Source organism: Achromobacter piechaudii NBRC 102461 (assembly GCF_001571245.1).
In the GTDB taxonomy this organism is placed as follows: domain Bacteria; phylum Pseudomonadota; class Gammaproteobacteria; order Burkholderiales; family Burkholderiaceae_B; genus Achromobacter; species Achromobacter piechaudii.
This window is the reverse complement of sequence record NZ_BCTK01000007.1, coordinates 349,624-368,520: the sequence shown is the minus strand read 5'-3', so window position 1 is coordinate 368,520 and position 18,897 is coordinate 349,624. Positions and strand designations below refer to the sequence as shown.

The 18,897-nt window shown below is 62.1% G+C and carries 18 protein-coding genes; 4 read left to right on the top strand and 14 right to left on the bottom strand.

Annotated features, from left to right (window positions below; genetic code table 11):
- Positions 1–11: 11 nt before the first annotated feature.
- Positions 12–1,928, bottom strand: a complete 1,917-nt coding sequence (locus API01S_RS19425) for a PrkA family serine protein kinase (RefSeq protein WP_409360612.1) — start codon at positions 1,926–1,928, stop codon at positions 12–14.
- A gap of 773 nt (positions 1,929–2,701) precedes the next feature.
- Positions 2,702–3,853, bottom strand: coding sequence for a bifunctional diaminohydroxyphosphoribosylaminopyrimidine deaminase/5-amino-6-(5-phosphoribosylamino)uracil reductase RibD (gene ribD / locus API01S_RS19420; protein WP_050730966.1), 1,152 nt, complete (start codon positions 3,851–3,853; stop codon positions 2,702–2,704).
- 196 nt (positions 3,854–4,049) lie between these two features.
- Between ribD and API01S_RS19415 the strand changes: the two genes are divergently transcribed.
- Entirely contained in the window at positions 4,050–4,613 is a 564-nt protein-coding gene (locus API01S_RS19415) for a cysteine hydrolase family protein (RefSeq protein WP_050730965.1), read from the top strand.
- Positions 4,614–4,630: 17 nt separating this feature from the next.
- Entirely contained in the window at positions 4,631–5,593 is a 963-nt protein-coding gene (locus tag API01S_RS19410; protein WP_050730964.1) for a GlxA family transcriptional regulator, read from the top strand.
- A 42-nt stretch (positions 5,594–5,635) separates the two neighbouring features.
- On the opposite strand, the gene nrdR is transcribed toward API01S_RS19410, so the two are convergent.
- The 4 genes from nrdR to tyrS all read right to left on the bottom strand — a co-directional run bounded on the left by nrdR (position 5,636) and on the right by tyrS (position 9,836).
- Complete coding sequence (nrdR, locus tag API01S_RS19405; RefSeq protein WP_006217321.1) at positions 5,636–6,115, bottom strand: transcriptional regulator NrdR; 480 nt, start codon at positions 6,113–6,115, stop codon at positions 5,636–5,638.
- A 206-nt stretch (positions 6,116–6,321) separates the two neighbouring features.
- On the bottom strand, positions 6,322–7,572 hold the full coding sequence (glyA, locus tag API01S_RS19400) for a serine hydroxymethyltransferase (RefSeq protein ID WP_050730963.1): 1,251 nt from the start codon (positions 7,570–7,572) through the stop codon (positions 6,322–6,324).
- Positions 7,573–7,877: 305 nt separating this feature from the next.
- Positions 7,878–8,534 (bottom strand): YbhB/YbcL family Raf kinase inhibitor-like protein, encoded by a 657-nt coding sequence (locus tag API01S_RS19395; RefSeq protein ID WP_050731007.1) that lies wholly within the window; start codon positions 8,532–8,534, stop codon positions 7,878–7,880.
- Between the two features lie 72 nt (positions 8,535–8,606).
- Positions 8,607–9,836, bottom strand: coding sequence for a tyrosine--tRNA ligase (gene tyrS, locus API01S_RS19390; protein WP_006217317.1), 1,230 nt, complete (start codon positions 9,834–9,836; stop codon positions 8,607–8,609).
- 257 nt (positions 9,837–10,093) lie between these two features.
- Between tyrS and API01S_RS19385 the strand changes: the two genes are divergently transcribed.
- Both API01S_RS19385 and API01S_RS19380 read left to right on the top strand, forming a co-directional pair.
- Positions 10,094–11,503 carry a M23 family metallopeptidase gene (locus API01S_RS19385; RefSeq protein ID WP_006217316.1) on the top strand — a complete coding sequence of 470 codons (1,410 nt, stop codon included), beginning with the start codon at positions 10,094–10,096 and terminating at the stop codon, positions 11,501–11,503.
- A gap of 78 nt (positions 11,504–11,581) precedes the next feature.
- Entirely contained in the window at positions 11,582–12,715 is a 1,134-nt protein-coding gene (locus tag API01S_RS19380) for an anhydro-N-acetylmuramic acid kinase (protein ID WP_050730961.1), read from the top strand.
- A gap of 72 nt (positions 12,716–12,787) precedes the next feature.
- Here API01S_RS19380 and erpA read toward each other — a convergent pair whose 3' ends face one another.
- From erpA to API01S_RS19340, 8 genes are all read right to left on the bottom strand, one after another.
- On the bottom strand, positions 12,788–13,159 hold the full coding sequence (gene erpA, locus API01S_RS19375; RefSeq protein WP_006217313.1) for an iron-sulfur cluster insertion protein ErpA: 372 nt from the start codon (positions 13,157–13,159) through the stop codon (positions 12,788–12,790).
- Positions 13,160–13,245: 86 nt separating this feature from the next.
- Positions 13,246–13,995, bottom strand: a complete 750-nt coding sequence (locus API01S_RS19370; RefSeq protein ID WP_050730960.1) for a DUF6776 family protein — start codon at positions 13,993–13,995, stop codon at positions 13,246–13,248.
- A gap of 46 nt (positions 13,996–14,041) precedes the next feature.
- Complete coding sequence (argC, locus tag API01S_RS19365; protein WP_050731006.1) at positions 14,042–15,106, bottom strand: N-acetyl-gamma-glutamyl-phosphate reductase; 1,065 nt, start codon at positions 15,104–15,106, stop codon at positions 14,042–14,044.
- A gap of 215 nt (positions 15,107–15,321) precedes the next feature.
- Positions 15,322–15,714 carry a 30S ribosomal protein S9 gene (gene rpsI, locus API01S_RS19360; protein WP_006217310.1) on the bottom strand — a complete coding sequence of 131 codons (393 nt, stop codon included), beginning with the start codon at positions 15,712–15,714 and terminating at the stop codon, positions 15,322–15,324.
- Positions 15,715–15,723: 9 nt separating this feature from the next.
- Positions 15,724–16,152, bottom strand: coding sequence for a 50S ribosomal protein L13 (gene rplM / locus API01S_RS19355; protein WP_006217309.1), 429 nt, complete (start codon positions 16,150–16,152; stop codon positions 15,724–15,726).
- 316 nt (positions 16,153–16,468) lie between these two features.
- Entirely contained in the window at positions 16,469–17,179 is a 711-nt protein-coding gene (locus tag API01S_RS19350) for an ABC transporter ATP-binding protein (RefSeq protein WP_006217308.1), read from the bottom strand.
- 55 nt (positions 17,180–17,234) lie between these two features.
- Complete coding sequence (locus API01S_RS19345) at positions 17,235–18,023, bottom strand: ABC transporter ATP-binding protein (RefSeq protein WP_006217307.1); 789 nt, start codon at positions 18,021–18,023, stop codon at positions 17,235–17,237.
- The gene (locus API01S_RS19340; protein WP_006217306.1) at positions 18,016–18,897 is read right to left on the bottom strand and encodes a branched-chain amino acid ABC transporter permease; all 882 of its coding nucleotides are present in this window, start codon (positions 18,895–18,897) and stop codon (positions 18,016–18,018) included. Before API01S_RS19340 ends, API01S_RS19345 begins: the two co-directional genes overlap by 8 nt.

Genomic DNA, 18,897 nt, shown 5'->3' with positions numbered 1-18,897 from the left:
ATTCACCTCGCTCAGGAAGACTTCCTCACTCGGAGGTACCACTCGCACAGCAGCCTGACCTGCTTTTCCGTGTAGCCCTTTTCCACCATGCGATCCACGAAGCTCTGGTGTTTCGACTTGTCCTCGGCAGACGCCTTGGCGTTGAACGAAATCACCGGCAGCAGATCTTCCGTGTTCGAGAACATCTTCTTCTCGATCACTTCGCGCAGCTTTTCATAGCTGGTCCAGGTCGGGTTGCGGCCATTGTTATTGGCGCGCGCCCGCAGCACGAAGTTCACGATCTCGTTGCGGAAGTCCTTCGGGTTCGCAATACCTGCCGGCTTCTCAATCTTTTCCAGCTCGTCGTTCAACGCGCTGCGATCGAAGCTTTCGCCCGTTTCAGGATCGCGGAATTCTTCGTCCTGAATCCAGCAGTCGGCAAACGTGACGTAACGGTCAAAGATGTTCTGGCCGTATTCCGAATATGACTCCAGGTAGGCGGTCTGAATTTCCTTACCGATGAACTCCGCATAACGCGGCGCCAGGAAACCCTTGATGAATTCCAGATAGCGACGGCGGATCTCTTCGGGGTAGTCTTCGCGGCCGATGCGCTGCTCAAGCACATACATCAGATGAACCGGATTGGCGGCCACTTCGGTCTGGTCGTAGTTGAAGACGCTGGACAGGATCTTGTACGCAAAACGCGTGGACACCCCGTTCATGCCTTCGTCCGTGCCGGCGTAGTCCTTGTATTCCTGCAAGGCCTTGGCCTTCGGGTCCACATCTTTAAGGCTTTCACCGTCGTAGACGCGCAGCTTGGAATAGATGCTGGAGTTTTCCGGTTCTTTCAGCCGAGTCAGCACCGAGAATTGCGCCATCATGTCCAGCGTTCCCGGCGCGCACGGGGCGGCCGACAGCGAACTGTGATGCAGGAGCTTTTCGTAGATGCGAACTTCTTCGGACACCTGCAAGCAGTACGGCACCTTGACGATATAGATACGATCCAGGAAGGCTTCGTTGTGCTTGTTGTTGCGGAAGGTCTGCCATTCGGATTCGTTCGAGTGCGCCAGGATCGTGCCGTTGAACGGAATCGCGGAGAAGCCTTCGGTACCCTTGAAGTTGCCTTCCTGCGTGGCAGTCAGCAAGGGGTGCAGCATCTTGATCGGGGCCTTGAACATTTCCACGAACTCAAGAAGCCCCTGGTTCGCCAGGCACAAGCCGCCGGAATAGCTGTAGGCATCCGGGTCGTCTTGCGAGTGTCGATCCAGCTTGCGGATGTCGACCTTACCGACCAGCGAGGAAATGTCCTGATTGTTTTCATCGCCCGGTTCAGTCTTGGCGATGGCGATCTGGCGCAACACCGAGGGGTTCAGGCGCACCACGCGGAATTGCGAGATATCGCCGTCGAACTCCTTCAAGCGCTTGACCGCCCACGGCGACATGATGCCAGTCAGGTAGCGGCGCGGAATGCCATATTCCTTTTCAAGCGTGTCGCCGAAACGTTCCGGATGGAACAGGCCCAGCGGTGACTCGTTGACGGGAGATCCCTTGAGGGCATAGATCGGATAGCTTTCCATCAGCGCTTTGAGCCGCTCGGCGATGGACGACTTACCGCCACCGACAGGGCCCAGCAGATAGAGAATTTGCTTGCGCTCTTCCAGCCCTTGCGCGGCATGTTTGAAGAACGCGACGATCTGACCGATCACGTCCTCCATGCCGTAGAACTCCTGAAACGCCGGATAGCGCCGGATGGTCCGGTTGGAAAACAAACGGGAAAGACGTGGGTCGTTGCGCGTATCCACGATTTCGGGTTCGCCGATCGCCGCCAGCATTCGCTCAGCGGGGCTGGCATACGCCATGGGATCACGTTTGGCGAGGTTCAGATACTCCTCGAGAGAAAGCTCTGACTCCTGCTCTCTTGCATACTGCGACTTGAAGCCTTCGACGATGTTTTGCACGGAAACCTCCTACAACACGCGAAAAATTCACTACGCCTACGTGACCCCATTGTGCCTCAGCGCCTACGCATTGCCAGTCAATCTCGCGTTTGGCGTTTTCGGCGGGTTGTTATGTTGCTTTCGCCACACATCAACCATGAAGCACGATCGGACCCTTTCCATTTAGGCTGCATGCGCCTGACACAAGTTCCGTCAGGGAATGCAACTTACGTGAATAAGTTAACTCGCTCGCCTTCAGCATATTGCTATGGCAACCACGCGTGATGCGACCGCACATGAAATGGTCGGCAATGATTTGAAGGGATGAGCGATATCCCGGTGGATTCTTATGATTCGAGCGGAAGCTCGATGCGCCCGCCATGCGATGGCAGCGGACGGTCTGAAGAGCGCGTTGCGCTTCGTTCAGCAGCGTGCCGGTTCGGTTGTGAAATAGCGCCGATATCGCGGCACGGGAATCCGTGGTGACGAGGGCGTGTGATGCTGTGCGGTGATGGCCGTCTGCACCGAGCGCCAAGTCATGTGCCTATGCTAAAGCCAATTGACGGTTTTGTGGCAATTCATTTGGCGATATGAACAAAATCGTAATGCGGGTTTTCAGCAGGCAAACATTGCGTGTGAATGCTCGCAAAATTCGCCGCAATTGCCGTGCCGAACGCGACGCAGAACATCGTCGATGCGACCTTCCGCCAGCGATTAGCAGCCGCTACCCACGAGTGCTAACACCTTGTTTGAAGGGCGTGAAGCCGCGTTTGAATGTGGCCGCGTCAGCTCAACACCGGCAGCGCAACGCGCCGCAGAAGCTCGTTCCAGGTGCCCTGCACGCGCGCGCGCAGGCGCACGTCCGCCCCCACCAACGTGCTGTCGATGAACTCATAGCGGCGCGCGGCATCCAGGTGTTCCAACATCGGCAGGCGCACCATGCCCGCCGCGTCGCCGAGCAACACCGGCGCCAGATACAACAGCAATTCGTCCACGCATCCGGCAGCGACCAAAGCGCCGCTCAAGCCGGCGCCGGCTTCGACGTGCACTTCATTGAACTCGGCTTCTGCGAACCAGCGCATCATGGCGGCCAGATCCACCCGACCCGGCGCGGAGCCGGGCATGTACACGACCCGCGCGTTCTTTTCCGCCAAGCGCGCGGACTTCTCGGCATCTTCCCGAGCGGTGAACACAATGACCTGGGCGCCGTCGAACAGGCGCGCATCCTCGGGAATGGCGAACAGCCCGTCCACGACCGCTTTGCGCGGTTGACGCGGCGTCTGCACGCCCCGCACGTTCAGCAGAGGATCGTCTTTCAGAATCGTGCCCATGCCTGTCAGCACCACGCAGCTGCGGGCGCGCCAATGATGACCGTCGGCGCGGGCTTCCGGGCCGGTGATCCATTGCGACATGCCGTTATGCAGCGCGCTGCGGCCATCCAGCGAGGCCGCCATTTTCATCCACACCCAAGGCAGGCCCCGACTCATGCGCGAGATAAACCCCGCGTTCAACGCCAGCGCCTCCTGTTCACACACGCCCGTCGTCACCTGAATTCCGGCAGCGCGCAGGCGTGCCAGGCCCTGGCCATTGACGAGCGGATTCGGGTCGCCTATCGCGACCACCACACGCGCCGGCCGCGCAGCCAGCACCGCATCCACGCAGGGTGGAGTACGACCGAAGTGGCTACATGGTTCAAGCGTGACGTACAGCGTGGCGCCTTCAACGGCTTCCTGGCGGGATTCGGCATCGCGCAGCGCGCGGATTTCGGCATGGGGACCGCCGGGCGGCTGAGTCGCGCCTTCGCCCAGCATGCGGCCATCGCGCACGATGACGCAGCCGACGCGCGGATTGGGCGCGGTGGTGTAGAGCACGCTTTCAGCCAGCGCCAGGGCGCGCCGCATCCAGAAAATGTCGTCGGATTCGCTTGAGGTCGTCATGGCGGAATTGTATGTCCGGCAGACCGTCACCGGTCACACCGGGGTGCTGGGAATAGGGGTAAGCTGCGATTTTCCGCCTCTGCCCCTGCATGTCCGTTTTGGGCCGATACGTGGCCTGGGGATGGCTCGCCGGCCAGGGAAATTCACCAGAGAATGCTGCTACTTCCTCGAAAACCCTAGGCCAGGAGCCCGGACCATGAAGCAAGCACTGATCGTCATCGACGTCCAAGAGTCTTTTCGGCATCGTCCGTTTTGGGACGAATCCGAATATCCCGCATTCCTGACGCAACTCCAGTCCCTGATCGATTCGGCCAGCGCCAAGGGCATCGCGGTGTTGCAGGTATTTCACAAGAGCCCCTCGGACGACGCCTCCAACCCCTTCTCGTTGGCGTCGGGACACGTCCGGACGCTTTCCGAACTGCGCATTTCCCCCACCGCTGTTTTCCACAAAACGGTGCATTCGTCGCTGTATGCCCTGGACGCCAACGGCGCCTCGCTGCACGATTGGCTGCGCGAAAACGGCATCGAAGGCATTATCGTCAGCGGCATCCGCACCGAACAATGCTGCGAAACGACATCCCGCCACGCCAGTGACGCCGGCTTCAAGGTGGTGTTTCCCACCGACGCCACGCTGACTTTCGCCATGCAAAGCCCGTCAGGCAAGCACTACACCCCGGCAGAAATCCGCGATCACACCGAGCTGGTGCTGAACGGCCGATTCGCCCGCATCGTGCCGGCCGCCGAAGCGCTGGCCGGCTGAAAGACGCGCGGGGCCACATGATTCCGGTGTATTTCGTCTTGCCGCGCGGCATCGTCCTGTTGGACCTGGCCGGGCCCGCCGAGGCCTTTCGCGTGGCCAACAAGCTTTGCCCGGGAACGTTCGAGCAGCATTTTTGTGGCCCCTCGGCAGAAGTGGAGAGCGGTATCCCCGGCCTGCATCTGGCCCGCATCCGACCGCTGCCGACCTCGTTGCCGTCCAACGCGCTGGTCATAATTTCGGGCGTCGTGGGCAAGCACACGCGCCTGACCGACCCCGATGCGCATGCCATCATCAGTTGGCTGGCCGAGCGCCAACCCGAAGATGGGTTCACCCTGATGACGGTATGCGCGGGCGCATTGTTCGCGGCTTCCGCCGGCCTGACGCGTCAGCGCGATTGCACGACGCACCACTCGTGCCTGGATCAGTTGGCCGAGCTGGACCCCAGCGCCCGGGTGCACGACAACCGCATCTTCATTGAAGACGGCAACCTTGTCAGCAGTGCGGGTATTACGGCGGGCATCGATCTGGCGCTGCACATGGTGTCGCGGCACTGCGGACCGCGCGTCGCCAGCGAGGTCGCGCGCGAGATGGTCGTCTACCAACGCCGCGCGGGCTCCGATACCGCCCTATCGCCGTGGCTGGAACATCGAAGCCACATGCATCCGACCGTCCACCGTGTGCAGGACGCGGTGATTCGGGAACCCGCCGCACCCTGGTCCGCGCAATCCTTGGCGGACCATGCGCATACCAGTCCTCGCCATTTGACGCGACTATTCCGCGAACATGCCGGCTGCTCGCCGATGGACTATCTGTATCAGATCAGGGTGGCGCTGGCGCGCGACCTGTTGCGCGAAACGCGGCTGGACCTGGAGCGTATCGCCGAGAAAGCGGGGTTTGGATCTGCCCAGCATATGCGGCGAGTCTGGCGCAAATTCCAGCCGCATACGCCAAGCGCGGCGCGCACGCTGCCCATGCAATAACGGCGCCGAAGCGCCGTTATTCACTGCTGTTCATGCACCGCGCTATTCCTTGCGCAGCTTGCCCGGCAGCAGCGGTCCTTGCATCTCGCGGATGGCCTCGACGAATTCGCCGATGTCCTCGAAGCTTTTGTACACCGAGGCAAAGCGCACGTACGCCACCTTGTCCAGCTTGCGCAGTTCATTCATGACCAGCTCGCCGATGTGCTCGGACGGCACTTCGCGCAGCCCGCTGGCCAGCAACTGCTCTTCGATGCGAGCGACTGCCGCGTCCACGTCTTCGGTGCTGACGGGACGCTTGCGCAGCGCCAGGCTCAGGCTGGCGCGCAACTTGACGGGATCGTAGTCGCTGCGGCTGCCGTTGCGCTTCACGATGGAGGGCATGGCCAGCTCCACCCGTTCATACGTGGTGAATCGCTTGTCACAGGACAGGCAGCGGCGCCGGCGGCGTATGGCGTCGCCTTCTTCCGAGACCCGGCTGTCGACGACCTGCGTTTCGGCATGGCCGCAAAATGGACACCGCATGTGTGTTCCCTATAGGCACGGATGGCAAAATTTGAGCATATTGTAACGACGCTCCGGGGGGAAGCGCCGAGATGGACTAACTTGTCCCCAATATGTATGCCAGACGGATCGAGGATAGCGCCTGCAACCCGGAAAGCAAAGGGACGGCGCCTTGCGGGGCCGTCCCTTTTGTCGAAACCCGGACGCAAAGCGCCCGGGCGACGGACTTAACGCTTGCCGTAAACCGGCAGGCGCGAAGTCAGTTCATTGACCCGTGCGCGCACGGCGGCAATGTTGGCTTCGTCGCGCGGGTTGTCCAGCACGTCGGCGATCAGGTTGGCCGTGAGCTCGGCATCGGCTTCGGTGAAGCCGCGCGTCGTCATGGCCGGGGTGCCCAGACGGATGCCGCTGGTCACGAAAGGCTTTTCCGGATCGTTCGGGATGGCGTTCTTGTTGACGGTGATGTGCGCCTGGCCCAGCACGGCTTCAGCTTCCTTGCCCGTGATGCCCTTGGCGCGCAGGTCTACCAGCATGACGTGGCTTTCGGTACGGCCCGACACAATGCGCAGGCCGCGCTTGACCAGCGTGTCCGCCAGCACCTTGGCGTTCTTGACCACTTGCTGCGCGTAATCCTTGAAGCCGGGTTCCAGCGCTTCCTTGAACGCCACGGCCTTGCCGGCGATGACGTGCATCAGCGGGCCGCCTTGAATGCCCGGGAAGATGGCCGAATTGATGATCTTTTCGTGCTCGGCCTTCATCATGATGACGCCGCCGCGCGGGCCGCGCAGCGACTTGTGCGTGGTCGAGGTGACGAAGTCGGCGTGGGGAACCGGGTTGGGGTAGGCGCCGCCGGCGACCAGGCCCGCGTAGTGGGCGATGTCCACCATGAACAGCGCGCCGTTTTCGCGGGCGATGCGGGACATGCGTTCGAAGTCGATATGCAGGGCATAGGCCGACGCGCCCGCCACGATCAGCTTGGGCTTGTGTTCCTTGGCCAGCTGCTCGACCTGCTCGTAGTTCAGGACTTCGTTTTCGTCCAGGCCATACGAGATGAAGTTGTACAGCTTGCCCGAAGCGTTGACCGACGCGCCGTGCGTCAAGTGGCCACCTTCAGCCAGGCTCATGCCCAGCACGGTGTCGCCCGGCTTCAGGACGGCCATGTACACGCCCTGGTTGGCCTGCGAACCCGAGTTGGGCTGCACGTTGGCGGCTTCGGCGCCGAAAATCTGCTTCAGGCGATCAATGGCCAATTGCTCGACCACGTCCACGTACTCGCAACCGCCGTAGTAACGCTTGCCCGGGTAGCCTTCGGCGTACTTGTTCGTGAGCTGCGTGCCTTGGGCTTCCATGACGGCCGGGCTGGCGTAGTTCTCGGAAGCGATCAGCTCGATGTGCTGCTCTTGGCGAACGTCTTCCTTCTGGATGGCGGCCCAAACGTCCGGGTCAGCCTTGGACAAGGTGAGGTTGCGGTCAAACATGACGGGGGATTCCTGAGGCGGTAAGAGAGGAGAAAGCAGTGTCGGGTGGGTAAACCCGAAGAATCTGCGTAGTTTACCCCGGCAGCCAGCCTCGCAAGCCGCCGAAATGCGTCCAAGCCGGGCAAATTTCAGCCGAGGGGCGCGAAAACCACGGTGCCTGCGGGTGAGCGGAAAAGTCGCTCATGCCGACTTGAAGAAGTTTCATGCAAAGCACTGCGACCGATGCGGGCGACAAGACGGCTTGTCGGGGCAGGAACAAAAAAAAGGGCCGCGACGGATCGCGGCCCGGTGCTTCTCTCGACTCGTCAGGACGCCGAGGTCGCCCCGATCTGCTTGGGCGCCAGCCGAGGATTCAGCGTATAGGTGCCGGTTACCGAAGCCTGGGCCAATACGTGTTTCTGCATGGCTCGCAGCGCGTCTTCGCCAGTGAACGACCCGTTCAGGTTCAGGCTGTGGACGTCAAGCGCATACAGGGTGAACACATAGCGGTGCACGATCGAATCGTTCCAGGGCGGGCACGGGCCGTCGTAGCCGAAGTAATCACCGCTCATGTCGTGGTCATTGGCAAACCACGAGGAATACGAGTTGATGCCCTGGCGGGCGTCCATCGGGGCCAGCGGGCCGCCCTTTCCGCGCGGCGTGATGCCGTTGGAAAAAGCGCCTTCGTCGATCTCTCGCATGTCAGCCGCCAGATCGACCAGCACCCAATGGAAGAAATCGACGCGCGGCAGGTCGGCCGGCACTTCGCGGCCTTCCTGATTGACGTCGTCAGGACGGGACGGCACGTCTGGATCATGGCAGATCAACGCGAACGACTGAGTTCCCGCGGGCACGTCGTCCCAGGAAAACTGCGGGTTGTAGTTGTCTGCCAGCGCGACGTGCGATTGCGCGTCGATCTTGCCGAACGCATAACGCTCAGGGATCGACTCGTGATCGGAAAAGGACAAACTCGAAAGTTCCATGTCGTGCTCCTTGAAATGCCGCAAAGGCATACCTGCCTTTGTCCGTACCCTCAGCGTATCAAAACTTCGCAATCATGGGTTCAAGTTAACACGCGCGAATTTGCGTTTGCCCACTTGCACCACATAGGTGCCCGCCGCCAATTGCAACGATTTATCCTCGACGCGATCGCCGTTCACCCGCACACCGCCCTGCTCGACATTGCGCTGGGCTTCCGATCCGGAGGCCACCAGCCCCGCTTCGCGCAGCAGCTTCAAGATACCCACCGGCGCGCCGCCGATATTCACTTCCGGCATGTCCTCGGGAATCGCGCCGTCACGGAAACGGGCCTCGAAGGACGCCAGCGCTTCCTCGGCCGCCTTGGCGGAATGAAAGCGCGTGATGATCTCCTGAGCCAGCATGACTTTCGCATCTCGGGGGTTGCGGCCGCCATCCGTCTCTTGCTTGAGGGCCGCGATGTCTTCCAGCGAGCGGAACGACAGCAGCTCGAAGTAACGCCACATCAGCGTGTCCGAAATGGACATGAGCTTGCCGAACATCGAGTCGGGCGACTCCGAAATACCGATGTAGTTGCCCTTGGACTTGGACATTTTCTCGACGCCGTCCGTACCGACCAGCAGCGGCATCGTCAGAATGCACTGGGGCTCCTGGCCATATTCCTTTTGCAGCTCGCGCCCGACCAGCAGGTTGAATTTCTGATCGGTGCCCCCCAGCTCCAGATCGGACTTCAGCGCCACCGAGTCATAACCCTGCATCAGCGGATACAGGAATTCGTGCACCGAAATCGGAATACCGCCCTTGAAGCGCTTGGTGAAATCCTCGCGCTCCATCATGCGGGCCACCGTATAGCGGGACGCCAACTGGATCATGCCGCGCGCACCCAGCGGATCGCACCATTCCGAGTTGTAGCGGATCTCGGTGCGTGCCGGATCCAGCACCAGGCTGGCCTGCGCGTAATAGGTCTTGGCGTTGGACTCGATCTGCTCGCGCGTCAGCGGCGGGCGGGTGCTGTTACGGCCGCTGGGGTCGCCGATGGTCGAGGTGAAATCCCCGATTAGGAAGATGACGTTGTGGCCGAGGTCCTGCAATTGGCGCATCTTGTTCAACACCACCGTATGGCCCAGATGGATGTCGGGCGCGGTGGGGTCCAGCCCCAATTTGATGCGCAGCGGCACGCCAGTGGCGCGGCTCTTGGCCAATTTGCGCGCGAATTCGGATTCAACCAGCAGTTCGTCGCAGCCGCGCTTTGCTATACGCAGATCAGCTTCGACTTCGGGAGTGATAGGGGCTTCAGAGGGAGACATGGCAGGGGGACCAAAGCGGCTTCAGCCGACAAAAAGGTGTAAAAAGTGACGAAAACTATCGAAAATTCTAGCCGAATCAGCTAGGATACCGCCCAATCATACGCAACTGCTATGTATACGCAGTTGTGGTTCGGTCTACCACCCGTTGTTCACAAGATGCGCCCCGCGCCAGCCCTTGCCCCGGATTTCGTGGCGCGCGGGGGCCGTTCGTGTCACGCACCCTGCGAGCTCATGCCACCTGAGAGGGTATCTTCACGATGAATCGTGGCCTCCACGAACTGGCGAGTAGCATCAAGCGCAAAGTTGCTGCCCTGTTTGCGCCCGTTGAGCCCAAGCCGCATCGCTCGGGACTTTTCCGCCGCACTCTTCTCGTCACCGCTATTGGTCTTTTTGCTGGCGCCGCCGCCCTGGGCATGGTGCAGCAACCCGACCGCACTGAACTCCCCCCGTCCCGCATCATCCAGAGCGTTCTGCCGCTGACCGCCGAGCAAGTCGAAGTCAGCACCCCGAGCGCCGCGCCGTACATCAGCGAAACCCGCATCCGTGCAGGCGACACGCTGGCCGCGGTGCTGCAACGACTGGAGCTGGACTCTCCCAACCTGCAGACGTTCCTGACGCACGACGCCAGCGCCCGCAGCATCTACAAGCTGTATCCGGGCCGCTCGGTACAGGCCGCCACGGACGAACAGGGCAACCTGATCTGGTTGCGCTATATCCATACGCCCGGCAACGAAACTGACGGCCAGGTCGTCACGCGCATGTTGCACGTCGCCCCTGCCGGGGACACGTACAAGGCCGAGGAAGTCACCGAAAGCACCGAGCGCCAGACGCGCGTCGCCGTGGGCACGATCAAGTCGTCGCTCTTTGGCGCCACGGATACCGCCGGCATTCCGGACTCGGTCACCATGCAGATGGCCGACATCCTCAGCGCCAAGATCGACTTCCTGCGCGACCTGCGCCAGGGTGACCAGTTCCGCGTGGTGTACGAAGTGCGTTCGCACGACGGCCGCTATGCCGGCGCAGGCCGCGTACTGGCCCTGGAATTCATCAACGGCGGCAAGACCTACAGCGCCGTCTGGTTCAGCCCGGATGAAAAGTCCGGTTCGTACTACGACTTCGACGGCACCAGCCTGCGCGGCGCGTTCTTGCGCACCGCGCTGAAGTTCAGCCGTATCAGTTCCACGTTCGGCATGCGGATGCACCCCATCCACAAGACCTGGACGGGTCACAAGGGCGTGGATTACGCCGCCCCCTCGGGCACGCCGATCCATTCCACGGCGGATGGCACGGTCGAGTTCTCCGGCTGGCAAAACGGTTATGGCAACGTGGTCATCGTGAAGCATCACGGCAAATACTCGACGCTGTATGCGCACCAGAGCCGTATTGCCGAAGGCATCACCAAGGGCTCCAAGATCTCGCAAGGGCAACTGCTGGGCTATGTCGGTTCCACCGGCTGGGCTACCGGCCCGCACCTGCACTACGAGTTCCGCGTGGACAACCAGCCGATCGATCCGCTGTCGGTCGACCTGCCCGTTGCGCGCGCCCTGGAACCCGCCGAGGTCCGCGCCTTCAACCAGGCCGTGGCGCCGTACAAGCAACAGATCCAGTTGCTGACGCAGTTCCAGCAAACGCTGCCCGACGCACTGACCAACGTGGCCAGCCGCTAGTCGGCTCGCCTTCGCAACGTCTGACAAGGCGGCCCGCGCAAACTCTGCCGGCCGCCTTTTTCTTTTTTCGAGGCGCCCGTGACTTCCACTCCCACCGCATCGCCCGCCGGCCAGGGGCTTTATATCGGCCTGATGTCCGGCACCAGCGTCGACGGCGTGGACGGCGTACTGGTGCGCCTGTCCCAAACCCAGGCCCCGCAGGTGCTGGCGAGCGCCAGCTTGCCGATGCCGGAAAATCTGCGACGCGAACTGCTGGCGTTGAACGTGTCCGGCAACGACGAACTGGCGCGCGCTGCGCTCGCCGCGAACGCGCTTGCCCGCTTGTATGGGCAAGCGGTATCCGCCTTGCTGAAAGACGCCGGCATCGACGCTGACGAGGTGATCGCGATCGGCGCGCACGGCCAGACCGTCAGGCATCGCCCGGACAGCGGCTACACCTTGCAATTGAATGCGCCTGCGCTGCTGGCGGAATTGACCGGCATCGATGTCGTCGCGGATTTTCGCAGCCGTGACGTGGCGGCCGGCGGCCAGGGCGCACCGCTCGTTCCGCCCTTTCACGCCGCGATCTTCGGCCCCGACCACGGCCGCGCCGTGCTGAACCTGGGCGGTATCGCCAATGTCACGCTGCTGGCGCCCGGCCTGCCCGTGCGCGGATTCGATACAGGCCCGGCCAACGTATTTCTGGACGCGTGGTGCCAGCGGCATCTGGGGCAGCCCTACGACGCGGACGGACGCTGGGCCGCGACGGGCAAGGTGGTGGCGCCGCTGCTGGAGCAACTGATCGCGAGCGAGCCCTGGTTCGCGTTGCCCGCTCCCAAATCCACCGGCCGCGACCTCTTCAGCCTGCAATGGCTCGACGATCGCCTGGCTGCCTTTGATGGCCCCAAGCCCGCACCGCAGGACGTGCAGGCAACGCTGCAACGTCTGACCGCCCGCACCGTGGCCAACGCGATCGACGCGACTGCGCCCGGCACGCGAGACGTTTTCGTCTGCGGAGGCGGCGCTCGCAACCCCGGCCTGATGCGGGAGCTTGCGTACTGCCTGCAACGCCCCGTGCAGCCCACTGATGTATTGGGCGTGCCCGCCCAGCAGGTCGAGGCATTGGCCTTCGCATGGCTTGCGCAAGCCTTCGTGCAGCGCACGCCAGCCGGGCATCCGGCCGTGACAGGCGCACGCGGCGCGCGGATCCTGGGCGCGCTGTATCCCGCTTGATCGGGGATTGCCGGCCCAATGCAAAAAGCCCTTCGGCATGCCGAAGGGCTTTTTATTTTCCTGCCAGGGCTTTTACACCGAGAATGAGGAACCGCAGCCGCAGGTCGTGCTGGCGTTGGGATTGCGGATGACGAACTGAGCGCCTTCCAGGTCTTCCTTGTAGTCGATCTCGGCGCCGACCAGGTATTGGAAGCTCATCGGGTCAACCAGCAGTTGGACGCCGGCCTTGTCCAGCACCGTGTCATCTTCGTTGACGACTTCGTCAAACGTGAAGCCGTACTGGAAGCCCGAACAGCCGCCACCTTGTACAAAAACGCGCAGCTTCAGATCGGGGTTGCCTTCTTCAGCCAGCAAATCCTTCACCTTGGCGGCAGCCGAGTCGGTAAATACCAGGGGCACAGGCGGGGCGGCCTGAAGATCGACGGTTTCGGTTACTGCATTCATGGTTCACTCCTGGCCGGATCGGCCATATTTCGGTGAGCGGCAACGGCGCTCGCATTGCATCACTATAGCGCAGGGCTTGACTAGACTCAAAGTTCCAGTTTGACACTGCGCGATGCGCGGACAGTTTCGCCCTCGAGCACGCTGATGGTGACGCTTTCGGGGACAAATCCCTCGGGCACGGCCAGGATGCCCTGGCTGCGCTGGTATTGATCGAACTGCAAGGCCAGCGAGGCGGCCGACGTGGTTTCGCCGGTGGCGGTCACCGGGCCGATCTCGGCCTTCACCTGCATCGGCGCCAGATCCACCGTGACGGTTTCGCCCTTGAGGACGCCCGTGGCCTGAAACCTGAGCGCGCCCGCGAAAGGCGCGCTGCCACTGCGGCCGCTGCGCATCAGCAGCACTTTGTAGCGCAGCCCGCCACCCTCGCGGTCGATCTGCACCCCGCGGATATCCACCGACCCTTCGGGCCCCGCGGGCAATAGCTGTTCGTAAAACGCCAGTTGGTCTCGCACTCGGCCAACCTCGGCCTGTGCGGCGCGCAACTGGGTTTCCAGCTCTTGACGCGCCGCCCGCTCGATGACGAGTTCGCCATCCGCCGTATCAAGCTGGCCTTGCGTGTAGCGCAATTGGGCGCCTTGCTGGCGCATCGCCTCTGCCTGCGCCTCGGCCTGCTGCGTGCTGATCACCACGGCGTCCTGCGGACGCGCCTGGCGCAGCGCATAGGCATAGCCGATGGAACCGCCCACCAGCACGCCGATCAGCAACCCAGCGATGACGCGCAACATCCCACCGGTGCGGCGGGACGGAGGGATCGGGGTGGCGGGGTCCACTGGCATAAAGCGCGCAGGGCCGGCGACCGGAGCCGCCAGCCCTTGCCTGGCCTCAAGGAAGGATGGCGACCTGGTCCAGACCCGTCGACTCGGCAACTCCGAACATCAGGTTCATGTTCTGCACGGCCTGACCGGCCGCGCCCTTGACCAGGTTGTCCTGCACGACCATGACGATCAGTTGGTCGCCGTTGCCGGGGCGGCTCAGTGCGATGCGCAGGTTGTTGGATGCGCGCACCGAACGCGTTTCAGGCAGGCTGCCGGCGGGCATGACGTCCACGAACGGCTCGTTGGCGTAACGCTGTTCGAAAAGCGCCTGGAAGTCCGTGTCGCGCGCTTCGGGCAGGATGCGGGCGTAGAGGGTCGAGAACATGCCGCGAATCATCGGCACCAGATGCGGCACGAAGGTCAGACCGACCTTGCCGCCAGCAATCTTTTCCAGTTGCGCGGTGATTTCCGGATGATGCCGATGGCCCGACACGCCATAAGCCTTGAAGTTGTCGGAGGCCTCGGAGAACAGCGAGCCGACTTCCGCCTTGCGCCCCGCGCCCGACACGCCGGACTTGCAGTCAGCGATCAGGGTCTGCGCATCGACCAGCGACTTGCCGCCTTCGAGCAGCGGAGCCAGGCCCAGCAGCACGGTCGTGGGATAGCAGCCGGGGTTGCCGATCACGCGGGCCTTGGCGATGGCCTCGCGGTTCAGTTCCACCAGGCCATATTGGGACTCGGCCAGGATCTCCGGGCACGTGTGGGGAATCTTGTACCAGCGCTCGAACGTGGGGATATCTTGCAGGCGGAAGTCAGCGGCCAGATCGATGACGCGCGTGCCGGCGGCCAGCAGCTCTTGCGCCTGCGCCATCGCCACGCCGTGCGGCGTCGCGAAGAACACCACGTCGCAATCCGTCAGCGACGCCTTTTCCGGCGCGGAGAAGGCCAGATTCACGCGGCCCCGCAGGTTCGGATACATATCAGCGACCGGCAGCCCGTCTTCCTTGCGGGACGTGATGGCGGTCAATTCCACATTGGGATGCTGCGACAGCAGGCGCAGAAGCTCGACGCCCGTATAACCGGTGCCGCCGACAATACCAACCTTGATACGCGTATTCGATGCTTGGGCCATGATAGGTATGAACTCTTCGTAGGACGAAAACAGATTGTATCGCCCGAAGAATACAGGGTTGCGCCGCTGCAAGCATTGCAAGGCACGAGCTGAACTCTACGACCGACAGATCGGGCTGCGGTTCCCCACTGGAAACGCAGTAAGTGGCGAATGAGCAAGCGGCTGCACGCGCCCAAAAACAAAAAACCCGCCGAAGCGGGTTTTTTGCAGCAACATTAACGCTTGCTGAACTGCTTGCGACGACGTGCCTTGCGGAAGCCGACCTTCTTACGTTCGACTTCACGGGCATCGCGGGTCACAAAGCCAGCTTGCGACAGTGCGGGCTTCAGGGTCGCGTCGTAGTCGATCAGGGCACGCGTGATGCCGTGACGGACTGCGCCAGCCTGGCCGGTTTCGCCGCCGCCGTGAACGTTGACTTTGATGTCGAACGATTCCAGGTGGCCGGTCAGTTCCAGCGGTTGGCGCACGATCATGCGACCAGTTTCGCGGGCGAAGAAATCGTCAACGGGCTTGCCGTTGACAACGATCTTACCCGTGCCCTTCTTGATGAAAACGCGAGCCACCGAAGTTTTGCGACGGCCGGTTCCGTAATTCCAGTTACCGATCATGGCGTTTCCTTAGATATCCAGCGTCTTGGGCTGCTGGGCGGTGTGCGGGTGCTCGGCACCAGCATAGACCTTCAGCTTCTTGATCATGGCGTAGCCCAGAGGACCCTTGGGCAGCATGCCCTTGACGGCCTTCTGAATGGCGCGACCGGGAAAACGCTCTTGCATTTTCTCGAAGTTCGTTTCGCGGATACCGCCCGGGTACGTGGTGTGGCGGAAGTACTTCTTGTCCTTCGCCTTGGTACCGGTAACGACGATATCGGAAGCGTTGATGATGACGATGTAATCGCCAGTATCAACGTGCGGCGTGAATTCAGGTTTGTGCTTGCCACGCAGACGACGTGCGACTTCGCTGGCCACACGACCGAGGACTTTGCCCTTGGCGTCGATCACAAACCAGTCACGTTGGACTTCATGCGGCTTGGCCACAAAGGTCTTCATGATGGTTCCTAAGAATAAAAAGTTCTTGCTGACTAGAACGTCTAGCCAGTGTTCTTTCCCCAACTAGACATGAATTTTGTCGGCGTCCAGAAAGCGTTTGCCTTGTGGAATGCCTTGTATTTCATGCCCTTATCGACGTCCCGCCTAAGCGTTATTACCCGCCCGTGCAATGGTCAAAATGAGGGAAAGCCTGAAATTCTAACACGGATGCTCAAAAAGTGGGCAAGTGAAGAAAGTCAGGCAACGGCTGGCCGCAAGCGTAGTCACGGCCAGCCTGCGCGCAATTCCGGGGACAAATCCCTGGCGCGCGGCGTACTTAAGCGCCCAGATATGCTTCCAGCACGCGCGGGTGACCCAGCAGTTCGCGGCCCGTGCCCGTCAGCGCCATGGCGCCGTTTTCCAGCACGTAGCCGCTTTGCGCGATCTTCAGCGCCTGGCGCACGTTCTGCTCGACCAGGAACAGCGTCAGGCCATCGGCATTGATGGCGCGCAGCGAACGGAAGATCTCCTGCACGACGATCGGCGCAAGACCCATCGACGGTTCATCCAGCAGCAACAGGCGCGGCTTGGCCATCAAGGCGCGGCCGATCGCCAGCATCTGTTGTTCGCCACCCGACAGGTTGCCGGCGATGCCGGTAATACGTTCCTTCAGGCGCGGAAACAGGTTGAACACGTATTCCAGGTCGGAATCCACGTTCTTCAAGCCTCGGCGATAAGCGCCCAGCTCCAGGTTTTCCAGCACCGTCATCGTGGTCAGGATGGCGCGGCCTTCCGGCACTTGCACGATGCCGCGCGCCACCAGTTGGTGAGGCGCCAGGTTGGTGATGTCTTCGCCTTCGAACAGGATGCGACCGCGCGCCTTGGGCAACAGGCCCGACAGCGCCAGCAGCGTGGTCGATTTGCCGGCGCCGTTGGCGCCGACCAGGGCGGTGATCTCTTTGGCGTTCAGGTCCAGGTCGATGCCGCGAACGGCTTCGATATGGCCGTAGTTGACCTCGAGTCCGCGGACTTCAAGCATCGCGCTCATTGTGCAGCCTCCGCGCAACGCGCTACGGTATTCGTCATGGGAGCGGCCCGGTGGTTCATTTGGCGGCCTCCACTTGTTCGGTGTCTTCGTCGTCTTCGCGGCCCAGGTAGGCTTCGATGACCTGCTCGTTGTTGCGGATCTCGTCGGGGCCGCCGCAAGCGATGATCTTGCCGAAGTTCAGCACCGCGATGCGCTCGCACAAGCCCATGACGAAGCGCATGTCGTGCTCGATCATCAGGATGGTGTAGCCGCGATCGCGGATGGCAAGGATCTCGCGCATGAGTTCGGCGCGTTCGCCGGTGTTCATGCCCGCCACGGGCTCGTCCAGCAACAGCAGCTTGGGCTCGGTGGCCAGCGCGCGCGCCAGCTCCAGGCGGCGCTGTTCGCCGTAGGACAGGTTGTCAGCCAGATCGTTGGCCTTGTGATCCAGCCGCATCCACGTCAGCAGTTCATGGGCGCGTTCGCGGGCGCGCTTTTCGTGCTCGCGATACCCCGGCAGGCCCAGCAGCAGGCTGGGAAAACCGTAGTTCATGTGCCGATACGCGCCAACCACCACGTTTTCCAGCAGGGTCATCTCTTTGAAGAGACGAATGTTCTGGAACGTGCGGGCGATGCCCATGCGCGTGATGCTGTGCGGCTTCTTGGCCAGGACGCTTTGGCCGTTGAACGTGATGGTGCCGCCGCTGGGCGGCAACAGACCGGTGATCAGGTTGAACACCGTAGTCTTGCCCGCGCCGTTGGGGCCGATCAAACCGAAGATGGACCCTTCGGGCACCGACAGGCTGACGTCATGCAGCACATGCAGGCCGCCGAAGCTCTTGGAGACGGAGGAAAGCTCAAGCATGGCGCTTGCCTCCCTGGCCGCCCTGGCCTTGACGCATCCAGCGCTTGAAGCGCGCCGGATCCCAGATGCCTTGCGGCAGGAACAACACAATCACCACCAGAATCACTCCGTTGGCGACCAGGCGCAGATCCGCAAAACCGCGCAGCAGCTCGGGCAGCACGGTAATGATGAAGCTGCCCAGCACGGGACCGGCCAAGCCGCCGATGCCGCCCAGGATGGCCATGGTCAGGATTTCTACGCCACGGTCGAAACCGTATTCATTGGGACCGATGAAGAAGGTCAGGTGCGCGTTCAGCGCGCCAGCCAGACCGGCGATCATCGCGCCGGCCACGAAGGCCAGCATCTTGTTGGCGCGCACGTCGATACCCATCAGGCCGGCAGCCGTTTCGTCGCCGCGAATGGCGTCGAACGAACGTCCGATCTTGGAGGCGCGCACGCGCCACAGCACGAACAGGACGATGACCACGGCCAGCACCACATGCCACCACTGCGTCAGCTGCGGGATGCCGTTCAGGCCCAGCGCGCCGCCGGTGATCGACTCGGTGTTCAGGATGGTCACGCGCACCACTTCGCCAAAGCCCAGCGTCGCCATGGCCAGATAGACCCCGGACAAACGCAATGTTGGCAGGCCGATCAGCGCGGCCACCAACGCGGGCGCGGCCATGCCCCCCGCGAGCGCGACCGAGAACGGAGCGTCGTAATTCATGGTGAGCAGCGCGGCGGTGTACGCCCCGATGCCCATGAAGGCGGCGTTGGCCATGGCCAACATGCCGCAGGCCAGCGTCAGCCAGATGGAGAGGGCCAGCAATGCGTTGGTGCCCAGCGTGAGCACCAGGTTGCCGTAAATGGCCCAGAAGTTTTCGAATCCGCTCAT